Annotated in this window: 19 protein-coding genes; 10 read left to right on the top strand and 9 right to left on the bottom strand. The window is 61.8% G+C overall.

Annotated features, from left to right (window positions below):
* The first annotated feature begins 265 nt into the window (after positions 1-265).
* The 6 genes from ACTQXI_RS01490 (at position 266) to ACTQXI_RS01465 (ending at position 6,782) form a co-directional block, all read left to right on the top strand.
* On the top strand, positions 266-1,219 hold the full coding sequence (locus tag ACTQXI_RS01490) for a phosphate ABC transporter substrate-binding protein (RefSeq protein WP_229770638.1): 954 nt from the start codon (positions 266-268) through the stop codon (positions 1,217-1,219).
* 24 nt (positions 1,220-1,243) lie between these two features.
* Positions 1,244-2,152 carry a phosphate ABC transporter permease subunit PstC gene (pstC, locus tag ACTQXI_RS01485; RefSeq protein ID WP_427719566.1) on the top strand — a complete coding sequence of 303 codons (909 nt, stop codon included), beginning with the start codon at positions 1,244-1,246 and terminating at the stop codon, positions 2,150-2,152.
* Entirely contained in the window at positions 2,145-3,071 is a 927-nt protein-coding gene (pstA, locus tag ACTQXI_RS01480; RefSeq protein WP_441537111.1) for a phosphate ABC transporter permease PstA, read from the top strand. The genes pstC and pstA overlap by 8 nt, the downstream gene beginning before the upstream one ends.
* Positions 3,068-3,940: a phosphate ABC transporter ATP-binding protein PstB gene (gene pstB, locus ACTQXI_RS01475; RefSeq protein ID WP_441548182.1), complete on the top strand. Its 873-nt coding sequence runs from the start codon at positions 3,068-3,070 to the stop codon at positions 3,938-3,940. The genes pstA and pstB overlap by 4 nt, the downstream gene beginning before the upstream one ends.
* Positions 3,941-4,145: 205 nt before the next feature.
* Positions 4,146-6,005: an ABC-F family ATP-binding cassette domain-containing protein gene (locus tag ACTQXI_RS01470; protein WP_441548181.1), complete on the top strand. Its 1,860-nt coding sequence runs from the start codon at positions 4,146-4,148 to the stop codon at positions 6,003-6,005.
* A gap of 6 nt (positions 6,006-6,011) precedes the next feature.
* Entirely contained in the window at positions 6,012-6,782 is a 771-nt protein-coding gene (locus ACTQXI_RS01465; protein WP_441548180.1) for a Cof-type HAD-IIB family hydrolase, read from the top strand.
* Between the two features lie 98 nt (positions 6,783-6,880).
* Here ACTQXI_RS01465 and ACTQXI_RS01460 read toward each other — a convergent pair whose 3' ends face one another.
* The 5 genes from ACTQXI_RS01460 to ACTQXI_RS01440 all read right to left on the bottom strand — a co-directional run bounded on the left by ACTQXI_RS01460 (position 6,881) and on the right by ACTQXI_RS01440 (position 12,590).
* On the bottom strand, positions 6,881-8,833 hold the full coding sequence (locus ACTQXI_RS01460) for a heavy metal translocating P-type ATPase (RefSeq protein ID WP_441548179.1): 1,953 nt from the start codon (positions 8,831-8,833) through the stop codon (positions 6,881-6,883).
* Between the two features lie 98 nt (positions 8,834-8,931).
* A complete protein-coding gene (locus ACTQXI_RS01455) occupies positions 8,932-9,150 on the bottom strand; it encodes a cation transporter (protein ID WP_117583778.1) in 219 nt (72 codons plus the stop codon).
* Positions 9,151-9,213: 63 nt separating this feature from the next.
* Positions 9,214-9,582, bottom strand: coding sequence for an ArsR/SmtB family transcription factor (locus ACTQXI_RS01450; RefSeq protein ID WP_427747430.1), 369 nt, complete (start codon positions 9,580-9,582; stop codon positions 9,214-9,216).
* 410 nt (positions 9,583-9,992) lie between these two features.
* Positions 9,993-11,192, bottom strand: coding sequence for a hypothetical protein (locus tag ACTQXI_RS01445; RefSeq protein WP_441548178.1), 1,200 nt, complete (start codon positions 11,190-11,192; stop codon positions 9,993-9,995).
* A gap of 429 nt (positions 11,193-11,621) precedes the next feature.
* Positions 11,622-12,590: a 3'-5' exonuclease gene (locus ACTQXI_RS01440; RefSeq protein WP_441048241.1), complete on the bottom strand. Its 969-nt coding sequence runs from the start codon at positions 12,588-12,590 to the stop codon at positions 11,622-11,624.
* A 171-nt stretch (positions 12,591-12,761) separates the two neighbouring features.
* On the opposite strand from ACTQXI_RS01440, the gene ACTQXI_RS01435 reads away from it, so the two are divergent.
* A complete protein-coding gene (locus ACTQXI_RS01435) occupies positions 12,762-13,844 on the top strand; it encodes a putative manganese transporter (protein WP_441548177.1) in 1,083 nt (360 codons plus the stop codon).
* Between the two features lie 123 nt (positions 13,845-13,967).
* Here ACTQXI_RS01435 and ACTQXI_RS01430 read toward each other — a convergent pair whose 3' ends face one another.
* Positions 13,968-14,459: a YaiI/YqxD family protein gene (locus tag ACTQXI_RS01430; RefSeq protein ID WP_441548176.1), complete on the bottom strand. Its 492-nt coding sequence runs from the start codon at positions 14,457-14,459 to the stop codon at positions 13,968-13,970.
* Complete coding sequence (locus ACTQXI_RS01425; protein WP_118099399.1) at positions 14,460-15,062, bottom strand: HdeD family acid-resistance protein; 603 nt, start codon at positions 15,060-15,062, stop codon at positions 14,460-14,462. It abuts the gene before it with no gap.
* A gap of 234 nt (positions 15,063-15,296) precedes the next feature.
* Here ACTQXI_RS01425 and ACTQXI_RS01420 point away from each other — a divergent pair, with 234 nt between their 5' ends.
* From ACTQXI_RS01420 to ACTQXI_RS01410, 3 genes are all read left to right on the top strand, one after another.
* Entirely contained in the window at positions 15,297-15,968 is a 672-nt protein-coding gene (locus ACTQXI_RS01420) for a nitroreductase family protein (RefSeq protein ID WP_441548175.1), read from the top strand.
* Positions 15,969-16,048: 80 nt separating this feature from the next.
* The gene (locus ACTQXI_RS01415; protein WP_427747436.1) at positions 16,049-16,591 is read left to right on the top strand and encodes a histidine phosphatase family protein; all 543 of its coding nucleotides are present in this window, start codon (positions 16,049-16,051) and stop codon (positions 16,589-16,591) included.
* A 17-nt stretch (positions 16,592-16,608) separates the two neighbouring features.
* Complete coding sequence (locus ACTQXI_RS01410) at positions 16,609-17,244, top strand: histidine phosphatase family protein (protein ID WP_441048236.1); 636 nt, start codon at positions 16,609-16,611, stop codon at positions 17,242-17,244.
* 127 nt (positions 17,245-17,371) lie between these two features.
* Here ACTQXI_RS01410 and ACTQXI_RS01405 read toward each other — a convergent pair whose 3' ends face one another.
* Positions 17,372-18,052 (bottom strand): DUF1015 family protein, encoded by a 681-nt coding sequence (locus tag ACTQXI_RS01405; RefSeq protein WP_441548174.1) that lies wholly within the window; start codon positions 18,050-18,052, stop codon positions 17,372-17,374.
* A gap of 39 nt (positions 18,053-18,091) precedes the next feature.
* Positions 18,092-19,312, bottom strand: a complete 1,221-nt coding sequence (locus ACTQXI_RS01400) for a M20 family metallopeptidase (protein ID WP_441548173.1) — start codon at positions 19,310-19,312, stop codon at positions 18,092-18,094.
* Positions 19,313-19,473: the final 161 nt, after the last annotated feature.

Here is a 19,473-nt window from a genome sequence, read left to right as displayed (position 1 = left end):
TTTCCTAATCTAAGTTGCGATGGAATAGTTCCTAGAATGGTCCATTTGATGGCCAAGCAGGAACTATTTCACCGCAACTTTGTTTTTATTGGTGTAAAAGGCAGGCCATGCTTGGGGGCGGGTTTGTTATTCGTCTGTAAAGCCGAGTCGCGCTTGCGGTAAGGGTCTATCAAATGCCCGTAAGAATCCGCAGTTGGCGCGGGCACCGCCCGATCGAGGCCGTATCTTTCCAAACAGCAAAGCGGGCAGGGTGCCCGCGAGTCGCATGTATGAAAGGAAGATCATGCTCGATCAGGCTTATTCTCGTCGTCAGTTCCTCGGCCTCGCTGGTGGTCTTGCCAGCTTCGTGGGCCTCGGCCTCGTTGGTTGCGGCGGCGCAGGCGCTTCCAACGCCGCCGACAAGGGCAGCGCCGCTGCCGAGTCCGTCTCCGGCGAGGTGACCTACGACGGCGCCTCCTCGTTCCAGGCTCTCGTCGAGGCCGCTGCCGAGAAGTTCATGGACGCCAACCCGGACGTCTCCGTCTCTGGCTCGGGCAACGGTTCGGGCAAGGGCCTGACCGCCGTTGCCGCCGGTACCGTCACCATCGGTAACTCCGACGTCTTCGCCGAGACCAAGCTCGAGGCCGACCAGGTCAAGAACCTCGTCGACCACGAGGTCGCCGTCGTGGGCATGGGTCCCGTCGTCTCCAAGAACGTGAAGGTCGACGACTTGTCCCTCGAGCAGCTCAAGGGCATCTTCTCCGGCCAGATCACCAACTGGAAGGAGGTCGGCGGCGACGACGCCACCATCGTCGTCCTCAACCGAAAGGCCGGCTCCGGCACCCGCGCCACCTTCGAGGCCGCCGTCTTTGGTGACGAGGCCGTCGACTTTAAGGGCGACGCCGAGCTCGACAAGTCCGGCGACGTCCAGACTCAGATGGCCAGCACCGACAACGCCATCTCCTACCTCGACTTCTCGCACTTCGACGACTCCAAGTTCAACGCCATCAAGGTCGAGGGCGTGGAGCCCAAGAGCGCAAACGTCACCGACGACTCCTTTAAGATCTGGGCGACCGAGCACATGTACTGCGCAAAGGACGCCGACGATGCCACCAAGGCCTTCCTGGAGTTCATGCTTTCCGACGACGTCCAGGGCAAACTCGTCGAGGAACAGGGCTTTATCCCTGTCTCTGCCATGAAGGTCGTCAAGGACGCCAGCGGCAAGGTCTCCGCTAAATAAGTAATCGCCCCGGAAAGGTTTGCAATGGCAAAACAGCTGCCAAAGCGCGACCTTGAGAACGTGGGCCTGGGCGTCACGGGCGCGTGCGTAGCGCTCGTGACGCTTGTCGTTGCCGCGCTCATCTTTATGGTCGCCCAAAAGGGCCTCTCGGCTTTTCTCAAGGACGGCGTTTCGGTCGTCGAGTTCTTTACCGGCACCAAGTGGGACCTGGCCAACACGGCCGAAAACGGCCTGCCCTATACCGGCGCCCTGCCCCTGATCGTCACCTCGTTTGCGGTCATGGTGCTCTCCACGCTTATCGCGCTGCCCATCGCCATCGGCTCTGCCATCTTTGCGGTCGAGATTAGCCCTAAGTTTGGCTCCAAGGTGTTTCAGCCGCTTATTGAGCTTTTGACCGGCATTCCCTCGGTCGTCTTTGGTCTGGTCGGCTTTCACGTGGTCGTCGGTCTTATGAAGAGCGTTTTCCACGTGAGCACGGGCCTGGGCATCTTGCCCGGCGCCATTGTGCTGGCCGTCATGATCTTGCCGACGATGACCACCCTTTCGGTCGATGGCCTGCGTGCCGTGCCCGATAGCTACCGTCAGGGTTCGCTCGCGCTGGGCTACACCCGCTGGCAGACCATCTGGCACGTGGTACTCAAATCCGCCATGCCGTCGCTCATGACCGCGGTCATCCTTGGCATGACCCGCGCCTTTGGCGAGACGCTCGCCGTGCGCATGGTTATCGGCGGCATCGAGGCCATGCCGACGTCGCTGCTGTCGCCGGCGTCCACCATCACCACCACGCTCACCACGTCCATGGCGGTCTATGCCGAGGGCTCGGCCCAAGACGATGTCCTGTGGGCGCTCGGTCTGCTGCTGATGGGCATGAGCCTCATCTTTATCCTGATCATCCACCTTATCGGCCGCAAGGGGGCGAAGGCTCGTGGCTAGCACGCGCATTCATATCGACGAGGCGAGACTCAGGCGCGTCCAAAAGCAGGACCGCATCGCCACGGGCGTGCTGACGGCAATCGTCGCCTTCGTCATGCTCATCGTCGTCTCCATGGTGGCCTATATTCTGTTCGAGGGCATCTCGACGCTGTTCCAGCCGGGATTTCTCACGCAGCCCGCGCGCGCCAACGGAACCGAGGGCGGCGTGCTCTACCAGCTGTTCGACTCGTTCTATCTGCTGCTGATCACCTTAAGTATCTCGGTGCCCATCAGCTTGGGCGGCGCGGTCTTCCTGGTTGAGTACGCGCCGGACGGCCCCATCCGCGACATCGCCTCCACCGCCATCGAGACGCTGTCCTCGCTGCCTTCCATCGTCGTCGGCATGTTCGGCTTTCTGGTCTTCTCGGTGCAGCTGGGCTGGAAGTACTCCATCATCTCCGGCGCCGTCGCGCTCACCATGTTCAACATCCCCATCCTGGTGCGCGTGATCCAGCAGGCGCTCGAGGACGTGCCGCAGGCCCAGCGCGATGCGTGCCTGGCCATGGGCCTCACCCGCTGGGAGGCCACGCTGCACATCCTGATCCCCGAGGCCATGCCCGCCATCGTGACCGGTATCGTGCTTTCGGCCGGCCGCGTGTTTGGCGAGGCCGCGGCGCTGCTCTTTACCTCGGGCATGAGCTCGCCGGTTCGCCTGAACTTCTTGAGCTTTAACCTGTCGAGTCCCACTTGCGCCTGGAACGTGTTCCGCCCCGGTGAGTCGCTCGCCGTGCACATCTATAAGATTTACGGCGAGGGCAGCCCCGAGGCCCAGCAGATTGTTTGGGGCACCGCGGCACTGCTGATGATCTGCGTGCTGCTGTTTAACGTAGTCGCCCGTATCGTGGGCAAGCAACTGGCAAGGAGGATGACGGCCGAATGAGCGAGATAAATGAAACGCCCGCAACCGAGGTGGCCGCGTCCGAGACCCAGGACTTTTTGTCGAGCGTGGGGGAGAGCGAGAAGCGCGTGCGCGTAAGCGGCAAAGCCGTGAGCGATGAGGTCGTGCTTTCCACCAAGGACGTCAACGTGTACTATGGCGACCACCATGCGCTGCACGATACGTCGCTCGACTTTCACAAGGGCGAGATCACGGCGCTCATCGGGCCTTCGGGCTGCGGTAAGTCGACCTTTTTGCGCAGCCTCAACCTTATGAATCGCGAGATTCGCGGCTGCCGCGTGGAGGGCGAGATCAACTACCGCGGGCGCAACGTGAACACCAAGACCGAGAACACCTACGAGCTGCGTCGCTCCATTGGCATGGTGTTCCAGCAGCCCAACCCCTTTCGCAAGTCCATTCGCGACAACATCACGTTTGCGCCCAAACGCCACGGCATTACTGACCGCGACGAGCTCGATCGCATGGTCGAGGAAAGCCTGCGCGGCGCGGCGCTGTGGGACGAGGTCAAGGACAAGCTCGACAAGAGCGCCTTCGCGCTTTCGGGCGGCCAGCAGCAACGCCTGTGCATTGCGCGCACGCTGGCGCTCAATCCCTATGTGATTCTGTTTGACGAGCCCTGCTCGGCGCTCGACCCCATCTCGACGCTGGCAATCGAGGACCTGATGTCATCGATTGTTGCCGATCGCGCCATCGTCATCGTGACGCACAACATGGAGCAGGCGTCGCGCGTGTCCAACCGCACGGCGTTTTTCTACATGGGCGATATGGTCGAGTACGACGAGACCGACGAGATTTTCCAACGGCCCAAGGATAAGCGGCTGAATGATTACCTCACCGGCATGTTCTCCTAGTCCGGGACATGCTTGAGGCCCGCGGCGGCCATGGTTGCCGCGGGACTGATTGGAGAGGCGGGTCATCTCTTGCGGGAGATGGCCCGCCTTTTTGCTCTGCGACCGAAACGACCACCACAAAGGGGACAGGCACCTTCGTGGTGGTTTGGGGTGGGGCTCGCTGCTATCATGGACAACGTTAAATTTCTACGAAGGAGCAGGGCATATGGCGATTCTTTTGGGATGCGATTCCATCAGCCTAGAGTTTCCCACCAAGCATATTTTCGATAGCGTGACGCTCGGCGTGGACGAGGGCGACCGCATTGGCATCGTCGGTAAAAACGGCGACGGCAAGTCGACGCTGCTGAGTGTGCTCGCTGGCGTGCTGGAGCCCGACGACGGCCGCGTGACGCATCGACGCGACACGACGATTGGTTTGCTCGGCCAAAAGGACAACCTGGTCGATACCGACACCGTGCATCATGCCGTCGTCGGCGACACGCCCGAGTACGAATGGGCGTCGAGCCCGCGTACGCGCCAGATCCTGGCCGGCCTTATTAGCGATGTGCCCTGGGAGGGCACGGTGGGCGAGCTTTCGGGCGGTCAGCGCCGCCGCGTGGACCTCGCGCGCCTGCTGATCGGCGACTACGATGTGCTCATGCTCGACGAGCCCACCAACCACCTGGACATGCGCACCATCAACTGGCTCGCGCGCCACTTAAAGGCCCGCTGGCAGCGCGGCCAGGGCGCCATGCTCGTGGTCACGCACGACCGTTGGTTCTTGGACGAGGTCTGCACCAGCATGTGGGAGGTCCACGACGGCCAGGTCGATCCCTTCGAGGGCGGCTACTCCGCATATATCCTTCAGCGCGTAGAGCGCGACCGCTTGGCCGCCGTTACCGAGGAGCGCCGTCGCAACATGGCGCGCAAGGAGCTCGCGTGGCTGAGCCGCGGCGCACAGGCGCGCTCCACCAAGCCCAAGTTTCGTGTGGAGGCCGCTCGCGAGCTCATCGCCGACGTGCCGCCCGTGCGCGACGAGCTGGAGCTCAAGCGCCTGGCGGTGAGTCGCCTGGGCAAGCAGGTTATCGACGTGGTCGACGTGGACGCTGGCTATGCCGATACCGACGGCGCGCCCAAGCAGGTGCTCTCCGACGTGACCTGGCTCATTGGTGCGGGCGACCGCTATGGTCTTTTGGGCGAGAACGGCGTCGGCAAGTCCACACTGCTCGATGTGATTCAGGGCAAGATCGCGCCCCTGCGCGGCCGCGTGAAGATTGGCCAGACGGTGCGCTTTGGCGTGCTGTCGCAGCAGCTCGAGGAGCTCGAGCCCTACATGGGCGACACGATCCGCGAGGTGCTCAGCAACTACAAGAAGTACTACGTTATCGATGGCAAGGAGACCTCGCCCGAGAAGCTCTGCGAGCGTCTGGGCTTTACGACCCAGCAGCTCTGGAGCCGTATCGGCGATCTTTCGGGCGGACAGCGCCGTCGCCTGTCGCTGCTGCTGACGATTCTGGACGAGCCCAATGTGCTCATCCTGGACGAGCCCGGCAACGACCTGGATACCGACATGCTGGCGATTGTCGAGGACCTGCTCGATGGTTGGCCCGGCACGTTGATTCTGGTAACGCATGACCGCTTTTTGATGGAGCGCGTGACCGACCAGCAGTGGGCGCTGCTCGACGGCCACCTGACGCATATGCCCGGCGGTGTCGACCAGTACCTGCGCCTGTGCAATGCCACCGCCGAGGGCGAGCCCGTGGGTGCGCCGAGCGCCAAGACCGGCACGTTTGACACCGGTGCCGCGGCAGCTGCGGCCGAAAAGCCCAAGGCGAGCGGTCAGCCCAATGGCCTTTCCAATGCCGAGCGCCAGAAGCTCCGCCGCGAGGTGAGCTCGCTCGAGCGCAAGATGGAGACGCAGCGCGCTCGCGTGGAGGAGGCCGAGGCCGCGATGGCTCAGGTCGACCCCACCAACTACACGGCGCTGGGCGAGCAGCAGGCAAAGATCGACGAGGCTCACGCCGCTATGGACGAGCTGGAGATGGCGTGGCTCGAGGCGAGCGAGAAGCTCGAGGGCGAGGAGTAGACGAGGATGATCAAAGCCGCGTTTTTCGATATCGACGGCACGCTGCTGAGCTTTAAGACGCACCGGATTCCGGCGTCGGCACAGCAAGTGCTCGACAGCTTTCACGAGCAGGGGATTGCGTGCGTGATCGCCACGGGCCGTCCGACCTACCAGATGCCCGATTGGCTGTTCGATCTTGGTTGGGATGCGTACATTACGCTTTCGGGCCAGCACTGCTTTGATGCCGAGGGCGTCTACCGCAGCTGTCCGATTGATCCGGACGACGTTGCGGTGATTGTGGACCAGGTGGCCGAGGGGCGCTATGACTCACTGTGCATGCAGGGCGAGAACTCGTTTGTGAACCGCCTGTCCGAGCGCGTGGCGACGGCCGGCAACAACGCGGGAATCGTCTACCACGAGGAGCCGTTTGAGCACGCCTTCGATGCGCCGGTTTACCAGTTTTGCGCCTTTGTGGATCCTGCCGACGAGCATATCGTGACCGATGCCGTGTCGCATTCGCTCACCACGCGCTGGTGCGACCTGTTCTGCGACATTATTCCGGCCAACGGCGGCAAGGACCTGGGTGTGGCGGCGACGCTGGAGCGCCTGGGCATCGACGCGAGCGAGGCGATCGCCTTTGGCGATGGCGAGAACGACCTGTCGATGTTTGCCGCCGTGGGCACGAGCGTGGCCATGGGCAACGCGCAAGACACGGTAAAGGCTGCGGCGAGCTACGTGACGACCGCCGTGGACGACGACGGAATTTACAACGCCGCAAAGCACTTTGGGCTGCTATAGCTGCGGCTCGGCACTTGGGGACGTTCCTTTTCTGCCGGCAGTTGGGGACGCCCCTTGCGCGTGGTGTGCCGCGTCGCCCGGCCGGACAGCCACGCATGCTACAGGTTCTTGACACCCATCGCGCGCATGGCGTTCAGGATGGCGATGATCGCCACGCCCACGTCGCCAAAGACGGCGAGCCACATGTTGGCAATGCCCAGTGCCGCAAGTACCAGAATCAGCATCTTAATACCCAGTGCAAAGATGATGTTCTGCCAAACAATCGTCATGGTCTTGCGAGCCACGCGGATCGCGCGGGAAATGTTGGACGGCTTGTCGTCCATCAGTACAACGTCCGCTGCCTCGATTGCGGCGTCGGAGCCCATGGCGCCCATGGCAATGCCCACATCGGCACGGGTGAGCACGGGCGCATCGTTGATACCGTCGCCCACAAAGGCGAGCTTGCCCTTGCCCGATTCGGTCGCCAGCAATGCCTCGACGCGCTCGACCTTGTCACCTGGCAGAAGCTGCGCGTGAAACTCATCGACTCCCAGCTGATTGGCCACGGCGGCGGCCACTTCCTCGCGGTCTCCCGTGAGCATGACGGTGCGCTTGACGCCGGCGGCGTGCAGCTCGCGAATCGTTTGCTCGGCATCGGCTTTGACGGTGTCGGCAATTACGATGTGACCGGCATAGACGTCATCGACCAGCACATGGAGGATAGTGCCGACGACCTCACAGTCCGGTGTTTCAACACCGGACGCGGCGAGCATCTTGGCGTTGCCGACGACGACGTGCTTGCCGTCAATGTTCGCCGTCACGCCATGGCCCGCGTCGTTGGTGGAGTCGCATACACGCTTGGGGTCGAGTTGGCCCTGGAAGGCGGCGCGCACCGACTGCGCGATGGGGTGGTCGGAGAACGACTCGGCGAGGGCTGCGACTTCAAGCAGCGATTGCTCGGTATAGCTGCCCTCGGGGTGCACCGCGACGACCGAGAACGTGCCGTTGGTGAGCGTGCCGGTTTTGTCGAAGACGACGGTATCCACATCGGCGAGCGCCTCGAGGTAGTTGGAGCCTTTGATGAGAACTCCCAGCTTGGACGCGCCGCCGATGCCGCCAAAGAAGCTCAACGGCACGCTAATTACGAGTGCGCACGGGCAGCTGACGACGAGGAAGGTCAGGCCGCGCAGGATCCAATCGGACCAGGCACCGGTCACCAGGCCGCCGCCGAGCGCGAGCACCGCTGCCGCGCCGGTGACGGCGGGCGTGTAGACGCGGGCGAACCGTGTGATGAAGTTTTCGGTGCGTGCTTTCTTCTCGCTGGCGTTTTCCACGAGCTCCAGGACGCGCGCGACGGTGGACTCGCCAAAGGGTTTGGTGGTGCGCACGCGGATAAGACCCGTCATGTTGATGCAGCCGCTGATGATATCGTCGCCGGTCTTGGCGGTACGGGGGACCGACTCGCCGGTGAGGGCGGCGGTGTCGAGCTGGGTCTCGCCATCGACGATAACGCCGTCGATGGGCACGCGCTCGCCGGGCTTGATGACAATGACGGTGCCGACGGCGATGTCATCGGGAAAGACCTGCTCGAGCGTGCCGTCAGCCTGCTCAACGTTGGCGTAATCGGGCGCGATGTCCATCATGGCGCTGATCGATTTGCGGCTCTTGCCCACGGCGTAGGCCTGGAACAGCTCGCCGACCTGGTAGAACAGCATAACGGCGGCGCCTTCGGCCATGTGCGGGTCGGTATCGGGGAAGAGCACCGTCGCAAACGCGCCGATGGTCGCGACGGCCATGAGAAAGCTCTCGTCGAACGCCTTGCCGCGGCGGATGTTATTGAATGCCTTTTGCAGTACGTCGTGGCCGGCAATCAAAAACGGCACGAGGAACAGCACAAAGCTGGCGTAGATGTTGCCTGGGGTGCCGAATGCGGCGGTGAGGGCGCCGAGCTCATCGAGGGCGTACACCACGACAAAAATACCCAGTGCTACCAGGATGCGGTTGCGTTTATGCTCGAGTGACTCTTTTTTCTTGCGCTTCTTCTTTTTCTTCTTGGGGTCGGCGGTGGCCATGACTCAATCCTCCCATTTGAATGTATGAACATCCACTCATATAACATCGAGACAAAGGCCGCGACAAGCGCGGCCTTGCGTATCAGCGTATGCGCAGGCTAGAGAATGATCTCGCAGTCCGGCTCAGCGTCGGCGGTGAACTCCACGACGCGATCAAGGACCTCGTCGAACTCAGCGTCGTCGGCTTCGAGCGTCAGCTTCTGAGTCATAAAGTTGACCGAAACGGATTTGACGCCCTCGAGCTTGGCGAGTTCGTCCTGAAGCTCACGCGCGCAGTTGGCGCAGTCGATCTCGTCGAGCTTGAACTGCTTTTTCATGATGGGTTCCTTTCCCTGTATTTGCGGCTTGGGTGCAGACCGCGCTGGTACCGTGGTTGGTCGCTATTCGCAGATGTGGCTCATGCCTTGGTTGAGCATGGTGTAGACATGATCGTCGGCGAGCGAGTAGAGGATGTTGCGCCCGTCGCGCCGGAATTTAACCAGGTGCGACTGTTTGAGCGTGCGCAGCTGGTGCGACACCGCGGACTGCGAGGTCGCAGTCGCCTCGGCGATGTCGGCCACGCAGAGTTCGCGGCCCATGAGAGCGTAGAGGATCTTGATACGCGTGGTGTCGCTGAAAACCTTGAACAAGTCGGCAAGGTCGTACAGCAGCTCCTCGTCGGGAAGGTCCTCGGGCGAGCAAGTGGTGGGGATGTCGGGCACGATGGCGGTGTCGATGTCGGTCCTTATTTCATCGGCGTGTTCGCTCATTGCAATATCCTTTCATATGAACATGTGCTCATATAACTTACTTCCGAGTATATGAGCGCATGTTCATATGTCAATATAATTTGCGAAATTTTTTGCTGTCGATTGGCCCCAGAGGCGGCTAAGGGCATTGTGGACGCGGTTAAGGCCGCCGATGCCAACGTGGGTATCCCGGCGACGTGCAAAAACGGGAGTTTTCAGCATCGACGAGGGGTTATTTATTGCATGATACGGCGTCGTTTGCCGCCACAAGGCTTTACTGGAGTGAAAATGGCAATAGATATTCCCCAGCTGTTGCCTAACTTACATCGAAAACAGCGGCTTCGGTGCAAAATGGGGCAATTCGGCCGCCCTCGGATACTCGGCTCTGCTGAAAACTCCCGTTTTTGCACGTCGCCGGGGTACCCACCCTGTCAGTCCGCCTCTGTTCTGGCCCCGTACACCCTGCCTTCGGGTGTGGAGGTGCTTGTTTGGGCGAACTCCGGGCAATCCAGCTCGATGACTTGCATGTCGTCGATGGCCGGGACATTATTGATCGTCGGGTCGTCCAGCGAGATGCCCTCGAGCACTGCGCGCTCGAGCTCAAGTGCATTACCCTGCGCTGCGTCTTGACGGAGGAGCTCCTCAATATGCTTCTTTTCCTCGATAAATCTCCTGAGCACAAACCGTCGCAGCTCTTCTTGCTTGATTGCGAAATCTTTGGGCAGGCGCGATGGGCGAATGCCCTCCTTTCGCTGGATTGCCTCCATAACCCTGGCGAAGGCGCTGGCGTGCATAAAGGAATAGCGACTGACGGTAATGATTCCGTAGCCCATGGACGCCAGCGCGTTCTTGCGCTCTTCGTCAATGGCGCGGTCTTCTTCGGCATCGTGCTGAAATCCGTTGTATTCGATGTCGGTTCGGGACCGCTTGAGATATGCATCCATATAGAACTTTTCGCGCCGCGTGAGATTCTTTGCGGCAGCTGTGACCTTTACTTCGTAGTCGGTCTCGATCTCGCTAATGCCAAGACCGCCCTCGCGCCTGGGTAGCGTGAGCATCATGACAAACGCCGTTTCCATCGGCGATCGGCATCCGTCCCGCACGCATTGGATGGCTTTTCGGGCAAGTTCGAGGCCCTTGCAGTCGATGAGGGAGTTAAAGAAATGTTTAAGGCTCGAAGTCGAGGTGAGCGCGAAGCGCTCGGTATAGGATGTTGAGGCATCGTGCCCAAGGGAATAGGCTCCACACAGTTCGAAGTAGTACTCCACAAGTTCTCGAAAGGGAAGATAGGTTGCGGCCTGAAGCGCACAGAGTTCGACGCCGACAATATAGATGTCGTCGGCAAGCTTGATAAAGCGCGAGCCCGCGAATCGCTTGGATGATACGTGGCACTTGCAGCCCGTCATGCTGCGCACGTTTGCGCGCTCGAACACCGTTGTATCGAGCGGGGCATCGTTATCCAGAGCGACGTTGTGCCTGGCGAGCCAGTCGGCGGCAGAGTCGAGCAGCTCCTTGCTGGGGCGCGCCCCGTAAATCTTGGCAGGGCTGCATGGCTCGGTGCCAATTGCGGATACCGAGTATGCGGCTTGGTAGACCGCTTTTGCCGTGTTATGTGAAAGCACGATACTCATACAGATAGCATGGCAGACCAGGCGGCGGGGTTCGCAATGAACGCCAAGGTAAAATGTCGCGGCATAACAAAAGCTGTCCAAGCGCTTGACGTCAATGATGGAGAAAGATGCTATTTGGAGCATTGTCGCAGCTCGCTGGCTACGCAGACCTCCACAACTGATGCTGATCAGCATCGTTTTGATGCAAAGGCGGCGTCAACATAAATGTGCAATTTGGCTTGAACATGCGCAGATGAAGTTCTTGGTTATGCGGCGGCTAGACATCGGGGGCTGGAGGGCCGCGTTGTACGGCGCGAAAAACGGGCCGATATCCGCTTGGACATCGGCCCGTATTGCGTCGCTTGAGAGGGGCGCCTCGGCGTGTCGCTTTTGCGCGGGGCGCTATGGTCCGGCAAGTATTGCTCGCGAATGGCGCCTCTGCTTGGCAATCTACTTGGCAAACAGGTTCTTGAGGTTGAACTCGGCCTGCACCGTGCGGAGCATGAGGTCGGTGTCGTCGAGGCCCAGGTGCTGCTCGTTGGCGTCGGGCGCGAGGGTGCCGCGACGGCGGGCCCAGTTCTCGAGTGCGGCGGGTGCGGACTCGCGGGGGAGCGAGCGCACGTCGGCGTCCAGGCTGCGGCAGATCTGGCGCGAGTCGATGACGATAATCTTGCCAGCTCGGCGCGCCTCGGCATAGCCGTCCAGATGGATCTTGAACCAGCTGTCCTCAAAGGCGGCGTTGTGCGCCATGTACGGGTATTTCTTCATGAGCTTGAGCAGCTGCTTTTGCAGCTCCTTGTTCTCGCGGAAGGGCGTTTTGCCGTCGATGTCGTCCCAGGTGATGTGATGGATATTCGACAGCGGCACATCTTCGCCGCGGTAGATATCGGGCAGGCCGCAGTAGTGTGCCTCGGCGTCGTGCGGGACGGCGTCGCTGGTGAGCTCCATGATCTCCCAGCCCACGTTGATGATGTAGCCGCGCTCGGGTGCACGGCCGGTGGTCTCGATGTCGATGCCGAGCACCGTGCCCTGGATGGGCTTGCGGGCGTACGCCACGCCGAGCGCATCGCGGTCGCCGCGGATCTCGCGCATGACGGACGCGGCGGTGCGCTTTTGCATCTTGCCGATGGCGGCGCAGGTATCGGCGTCGGACAGGCCGCGCGAAAGCGTCGCGGGCGTCACGTTGCGCAGGCGCGCCTCGCCAATCTGGTCGCATAGGTCGCGGTTGCGGTCGGCCAGGTCGCGCACGGTGGCAAAGTCGAAGCCAGGGTCGCCCTCGGCGGTAAAGTACTCGGTCTCGAGCACCTTGAGGGCCTCTTCGCCTTTTTGACGCTCGGATTCCATGGCGGCGTGATCGCCATAGATGAACATGGGAATAAACGGCTGGCGCTCGTATTCGAGTGCTTGCGAAACGTTCATATACTGCTCCTTGGACGGGCCGCGTCGTGCGGCTCGGGGTCATTGAGATGTGGCGAGATGATAGTTTACCACAGGCAACTATTGGCATCACGCCTAGGACAACTACAATACCCTAGTTGACCGCTAGGACTTTTACAATGCTGCCGAAAGACACGAAAGGTTCCATCCGTCATGGATTTGCTGATTGATATTTTGCTCGACGCCGGCAAGGACACGCTCTCGCTGGTGCCGTTCTTGTTGGTGACATATCTGGCCCTCGAGACGCTGGAGCATGTGGCGGGCGATCGCGTCAACGGCGCCATCAAGCGTGCCGGCGCCGCTGGCCCCGTGGTTGGCTCGTTGCTGGGCATGGTGCCGCAGTGTGGCTTTTCGGCGATGGCGGCAACGCTGTACGCCGGTCGCGTCGTGACGTTGGGCACCCTGGTGGCGGTGTTTCTCTCGACCTCCGACGAGATGCTGCCACTGCTACTTGCCGAGCAGGTTCCCGTGCAGACTATGGCGATGCTTTTGGCTTCGAAGGCGCTGATCGCGCTGGTCACGGGCTTTATCGTGGATGCCGCCATTCGCGGCCTGCGTCGCAACGCCCGTGCTCATGCGGCGATCCGCCGTACCGTGTTGGGAACCGCTGCCAATCCGGCGCACGTTAACTGCGCGCATGACGATCACAGCGGCGGTGACATCATCGACGAGGTGGCCGAGGCGGGCGTGAGCGCCGACCACATCCATGAGCTGTGCGAGCGCGATCATTGCGGTTGTGATGAAGACGAGGCCGACCGCGACCACGGACATGGCCACGACCACGGACACGAGAGCGAGCACGAACACCACCACGGTCACTCCCACTCACACAAAGGCGCGCCTGTCCTGTCGATTATCCGCAGCGCGATTTCGCACACCGTGCAGGTTTCGGTATTCATTTTCCTGGTGACGCTGATTCTGGTCGCCGTGCTCGAGACCTTCGGCGAGTCCGCGATCGAGCAGTTCCTGCGCGGCAACGAGACGCTCGCTGTCCTGGGTTCGGCGCTTGTCGGCCTCATTCCCAACTGCTCGGCGAGCGTGGTCATTACGCAGCTGTATCTGGAAGGCGCGCTGCAGCTGGCACCGATGCTCGCCGGCACGCTCATTTCTGCCGGCGTGGGTTACCTGGTGCTGTTCCGCACCAACCGCAGCGCCCGCGAAAACGCCGTGTTCCTGGTCATGATGTACGTCATCGGCGCCGGCTGGGGCCTTATCCTTTCCGCCTTTGGCCTCTAAGTAGATGTTTGAGGTATCCCGTAAAAACTGGGGCATGCCTCAAACATCTACCGCCATGACCGGCGTTGGATGCGCGCCAATCGCCAAAACAAAAAGGTAGATTTTTAGGCATGTCCCAAAAATCTACCTTGGTTGGCGCAGCAGGTCGGTGAGGTTGCGCTTAAAGCGGGCGCGGTCCTCGCTGGTGAAGGCTGCCGGTCCACGGGTGCGACCGCCGGCGCGGCGCACTTTCTTTTCTTCGTGACGAATAAACAGCTGCATATCGATGGTGGCTTTGTCGTACACGCGCCCGCGCACGCCGATGGCGGCGGCATCGCGACCGAGCACCATGCTCGCCAGGCCAATGTCCTGCGTCACGACCACGTCGCCCGCCTGCAGACGCTCGATAATGGCAAAGTCGGCGCTATCGGCGCCTACGCTCACGTCGAGCGTTGTGACCCAAAAGCCACGTCGCGCGTGCTCGGCATCGCGCGGGTCGTCACGGCGAATGTGCCGCTCCAGGTTTTGCGTGCTGTTGCCGGCGACCACCACGGCAACACCCGCCCGTCGCGCGCAGTCGATCGACTCACGCGTGACCGGGCAGGCGTCGGCATCAATAAACAGCGTTCGCGGCATCTAGTGCACCAGCTTGCCAAAGCGGATAGCGCGAATAACCAGCGTCACGCCAAACACCAGGAGTGCAGCGCCGGTAAAGATCACGAGCATCTTTGCCGACCACAGCGGATAGATGAACACGAACACGCCGGCGATGATGGAGAGCGCGCCGCTCAGGATGGCGAGGGCGCGGTTGGAAGAAAGCTCGGACTCCAGAATCGACATGATGCCCTCGACAATCCAGCCAAAGCCGGCCACGACCACCACAAGCGTGCTGAGCGTCGCGGTCGAAAGCGCCTGGTTGCGCAGGATCACCACGCCGCCCAAGATGATGAGCAGGTTGGCGAGGATGCTCGTGACGCGCCAGCCGGCGGGCAGCAGCGGCTCAAAAATGGCGGTGAACAGCCTGACGCCAGCCGTAATCACAAAGTAGAAGCCCAGTACGGTCGTCAAAAAGACGAGGGTCTTAGCGGGTGCAAACAGCAGCGCGATGCCGGCGATGAGCGCGATGACACCCGTGGCGGCGTAGATCCAGCGCACGGCTTTAATCGCCTTGCCTGCCATGCTTTTCTCGTCAAATCCAAACAGACTCGATTGTTGGTCGTCATTCTTAAAGATGCCCATGAGGCCTCCTTTCCGTGCGGCGTAAGCCGCGATCGTTACAACCAGTATCGCCTAAAGGAGCTGGCGTATGGGTCGGGGAGGGCGAAACGTAACCCAAAGGCCCCGATTTGTTTCCGTTGTTCCCCACGTCGCGATTTTCTATTCAACAGGTGTAGAACATTGCAGCTCTGTTCGTTATTGCCTGCGTTTTAGGTTAGATTTTCCTAAGAACAATTGGCTTTTTGGGGGGTCCCTATGAACGAAGCAGTTCCCGCGGCGCCTTCGAGCGCCGAGTCGATGGCAAAGCAGGGTTGCGAAAAGCTTGGCCTGGATGTGTTTGATGCGCTGGTCCGCCGCGCCCGCACATGCCGCCGTTTTGACGAGTCCATGCGCGTGCCGCGCGAGTTTTTGCTCGAGCTGGCAGAGCTGGCGCACCTGGTCCCCTGTGGCGCCAATGCTCAGCGCTTGCGTTTTCATGTGGTGAGCGGTGCCGAGGACTGCGCTCGCGTGTTTGACGAGCTTGCATGGGCCGGGGCGCTCAAGGACTGGCCGGGTCCTGTCGAGGGCGAGCGTCCGACCGGCTACATTGCAATTCTTGCCGAGCGCACCGTTCCCGGCAAGCCCGCCGCGCCTATCACCGAGGTCGACACGGGCATCGCGGCTCAGACGATGATGCTCGCCGCGCGCAGCGCAACGCCCGAGGTGGCGGCTTGCATGTTCAAGGCCTTTACGCCCCGCGCGATCGATGCGATGGGGCTCGACGGTGACAAGTACGAGCTCAAGCTGATCATGGCCTTTGGCGTGCCGGCCGAGACCCAGGTTATCGACGCGATCGATTCCAACCCCGACGGTTCTATTAATTACTGGCGCGACGAGGCGCAGGTGCATCACGTGCCCAAGCGTCCGCTTGCCGACGTGCTGGTGTAGTTGCGTCGTTGCGGCGCGATCCGGCGGCAAACCACCACAAAGGTGCCTGTCCCCTTTGTGGTGGTGCGAGGGGAGGGCGTGTGTCCGATCTGTATTTGGTTCGGCATGGGCAGACCGAGCTTAACGTGCAGAACATTTTGCAGGGCTGGCAAGACTCGCCGCTCACGGAGCGCGGGCGCGAGCAGGCACTGGCGACGCGCGCGGCGTTTGAGGCGCGCGGCATCTCCTTTGACCACGCGTATTCGTCTCCGTTGGGTCGGGCGCGCCACACGGCCGAGCTGATCGTTGGCGAGGATCTTCCCATAGAGCCGGTCGATGATTTGCGCGAGTGGCGCCTGGGCACGCTGGAGGGCACATCAAATCGCGATATGCCGCCGCAGCCCTGGGGCGATTATCCGGTGGCCTTTGGTGGCGAGTCGGAAGGCGAGCTTCGGGCGCGCATGGTCGCGGCGCTGTCCCGTATTATGGCCCGACCGCAGCACGATCGTGTGCTTGCGGTCTCTCATGGCTCTGCCTGCCAGGAGTTTCTTAGATGCGTGACCGGCGGGGGAGAGCAGCCCGACAACGGTGCCGTGCTTCATTTTGGCTATTGCGACGGGGCGTTTTCGCTCCTTGATTGGTAACGAACGAAAGGACCCCTATGAACAAAGATCTGTATCTGGTCCGTCATGGACAGACAATATTCAACCTTAAACGCATTATTCAGGGATGGAGCGATTCGCCGCTCACGCAGTTGGGCTGCGAGCAGGCGGCGCGTGCCGGTATGTTCTTGCGTGCGCGTGGCGTTGAGCCCGATCACGCCTACACCTCGACGCTGCACCGCACCGAGCAGACTATCGCCAGCCTGTGGCCGGGCCTTGCCTACGAGCGTCTGGATGGCCTGCGCGAGTGGTTCTTTGGCGACTTTGAGGCCGAGCGCGTGATGCTGATGCCCGAGCGTCCGTGGCGTGACTTTTATCGTCAGTTTGGCGGTGAGGGCCAGATGCAGGTACGTGAGCGCATGGTGACGACGTTGACCGATCTTATGCGACGCCCGGACCATTCGTGCGTGCTCGCGGTGAGCCATGCCTCGGCCATCAAGGAGTTTTTGGACCACTCTAGGGGGGCGGCGGCCGACGAGCGCGAGCGCGTGCCGGGCAACTGTTCGGTACTGCACTTTGCGTTTGACGATGCAACCGATACGTTTGAACTGGTCGAAGTCTTTACGCAGGAAGATTATGCGCGTGAGCTGGGGCTAGAGCCACTCGTGGCGGCAGCGGGCCCGCGGCGCGGGTAGCGCGGGCGCGGCGATGCGGGTCGCCGGCGTAATTGCTCGATGCGAAAGGGGCGGGGATGCATGCGCATGTATCCCCGCCCCTTGCTTGTTGAGCTGCCGAGTCTTTGTGCTGGGCGTTTAGGCCCCGTTAGAACCGTGAGATCTGGTGAGTGAGCAGACCCGTCGGAACCTGCGGCGCGCCGCCGCTGACCTGCGCGGCGGGGAACAGCACGGCCACGGAAAAGTTGAACGGCTCTTTGCCCGTGTAGGTGCCGGCTGCGCGGGCCTCATCGGCCAGCAACTGCGACGCCCCGGTCAGAGCGGCGGCGTAGGCGGGGTCATCGGCCAGCGCCGGCTCCGGTGCCTGATCGAGCATGGCTCGGATGGCGGCAACGGCGTCCTCGCGCTTGACTTCCCATACGCGATGCGTAATGCCGGTGGGGTCGGTGACGGCATAGAGCGACGCGCCCTCTTTGGCGGCGCCCAGGATGATATCCATGACGGGCGAGGCTTCGTAGGCGAGCGACACGGGGCGCGGCTGCACCTTGAGCTCGGCGATTGTACGGGCGGCTGCGGCCGCATCTGCGGAAGCTGCGTCGTCGCCCGTCAGTACGCCGACCGGGCAAATTGCCACAACGCCCGTCACGCGCCCTGGCTCTCCGGAGCATTCGTACACGTAATACGCCGCGCCCGGATCCTTGAGCATGAGCCCATCGGCAATCGCACCGCGCAGGGCGTCGTTGTCACTCAGAATGCTGTCCATCGCAGGCAGCGCTTCGAGCACGCGATCCTGAGCTGGGCGGATGCAGGGAAACGGAAGAGCTTTCATGGACAGTCCTAACGCGCGAGTCGGTTTGTTCGCGGCTTATTATGCCCCAACTTGACTATTCGCGCCCCAGAGCGTGTTGTCGGCGAGCGCGATCAGCACCCGCTGGCAGCGAACGATATCGGCGTGGGGCACATATTCGTTTGGCTTATGCGCGAGCGCGAGCGAGCCTGGGCCATAGCTCATGCAGTTGCGGTTACCCGTCTTGCCGGCAATGACGGCAGTGTCGGTGTAGCCGGTAAAGAAGCCGACGGTCGTGTCCGCGCCTGTCACGTCATCGGCGGCACGCTCGAGCGCGGCTAGAAGGGGAGAGACCGGATCGCGCTCGATGGCGGGGCGGTCGCCTGTCACGGTATAGCTTCCATGGCAACCGGGGTCTGCGGCTTCGGCGTCGGCGATGGCCTGCTCTACCATGCGCGTCGCGGCGGCCGTATCGGTCGGCGGCGTCAGGCGCATATCGACCCAGACCTTGGCGCGGTCGGGCACGACATAGGGGCGATAGCCGCCCTCGATCTGTCCAAACGTGATGGTCGAAGCCCCCAGCTCATCATGCACGGGCAGCGCCGCGAACGCATGGCGCAGCGCACAGACGGCCTCGGCCATGGCGGCGACGGCATCCGCTCCCTTCCAGGGCTGGCTCGCATGCGCCGTGACGCCGGTCATCTCGATCTCGAACCACGTGCGACCCTTGTGCGCCACCTGAATCTGTCCGTCGGTGGGCTCGGTGTCCAGCACCCATTCGCGCGAGCCGACCCAGCCGGCATCGATGGCGGCCTCGGAGCCGCGCGTAAAGTCCTCTTCGTCGACCGAGCAAATAAGCGAGAAGCCACGGTGGGGCAGCTCACCATCCGCCGCCACGCGCTCGAGTGCGTGGACAAGCGCGGTAATGGCGCAAGCCAGACCGCCCTTCATGTCGCAGGCGCCCCGGCCAAAGAGTTTGTCGTTGCGCACGGTCGCCCCGAGTGGCGGTGTGTCCGCGTTCCAGCCATCTCCTAGGGTGACGGTATCCATATGGCAGATGTAGACGAGTCGCGCCTCGTCGCTCACACCCGGCACGGTGACCATAAGGTTGCGGCGCCCGGGGAGTACTTCGAGCTCTGCAATCTGCACGGCATCGAGCGCAGGACTATCAAGCTGCGCCAGCTGCTGTTCAATGAGCCTCTTAATGAAGTGTTCGATCTCGCCTTCGTAGGCGCCCGGGTCCGAGCTATCAATCTTCACGAGCTCCTGCGTAAGCCGCCAGGCGAAGTTCTCATCAACCATATGAAACCTCACAATCAGTTTGTTTCCAAAACCGATTGTAAGCCACCTGGAAGATTCGCGACGTGCGCGTAGCAGTATTAACCGTTCACAGGCCGAGCCATCGCGTTTGGCGTCCGGGCAGGCTCACAAACGACGCAATGGGTACGTATCCTTCATGGATG

This window comes from Collinsella sp. LCP19S3_C9, from assembly GCF_052121575.1.
GTDB lineage: Bacteria > Actinomycetota > Coriobacteriia > Coriobacteriales > Coriobacteriaceae > Collinsella.
The sequence above is the reverse complement of the archived record's forward strand: the minus strand, read 5'-3'. Positions and strand labels throughout refer to the sequence as shown.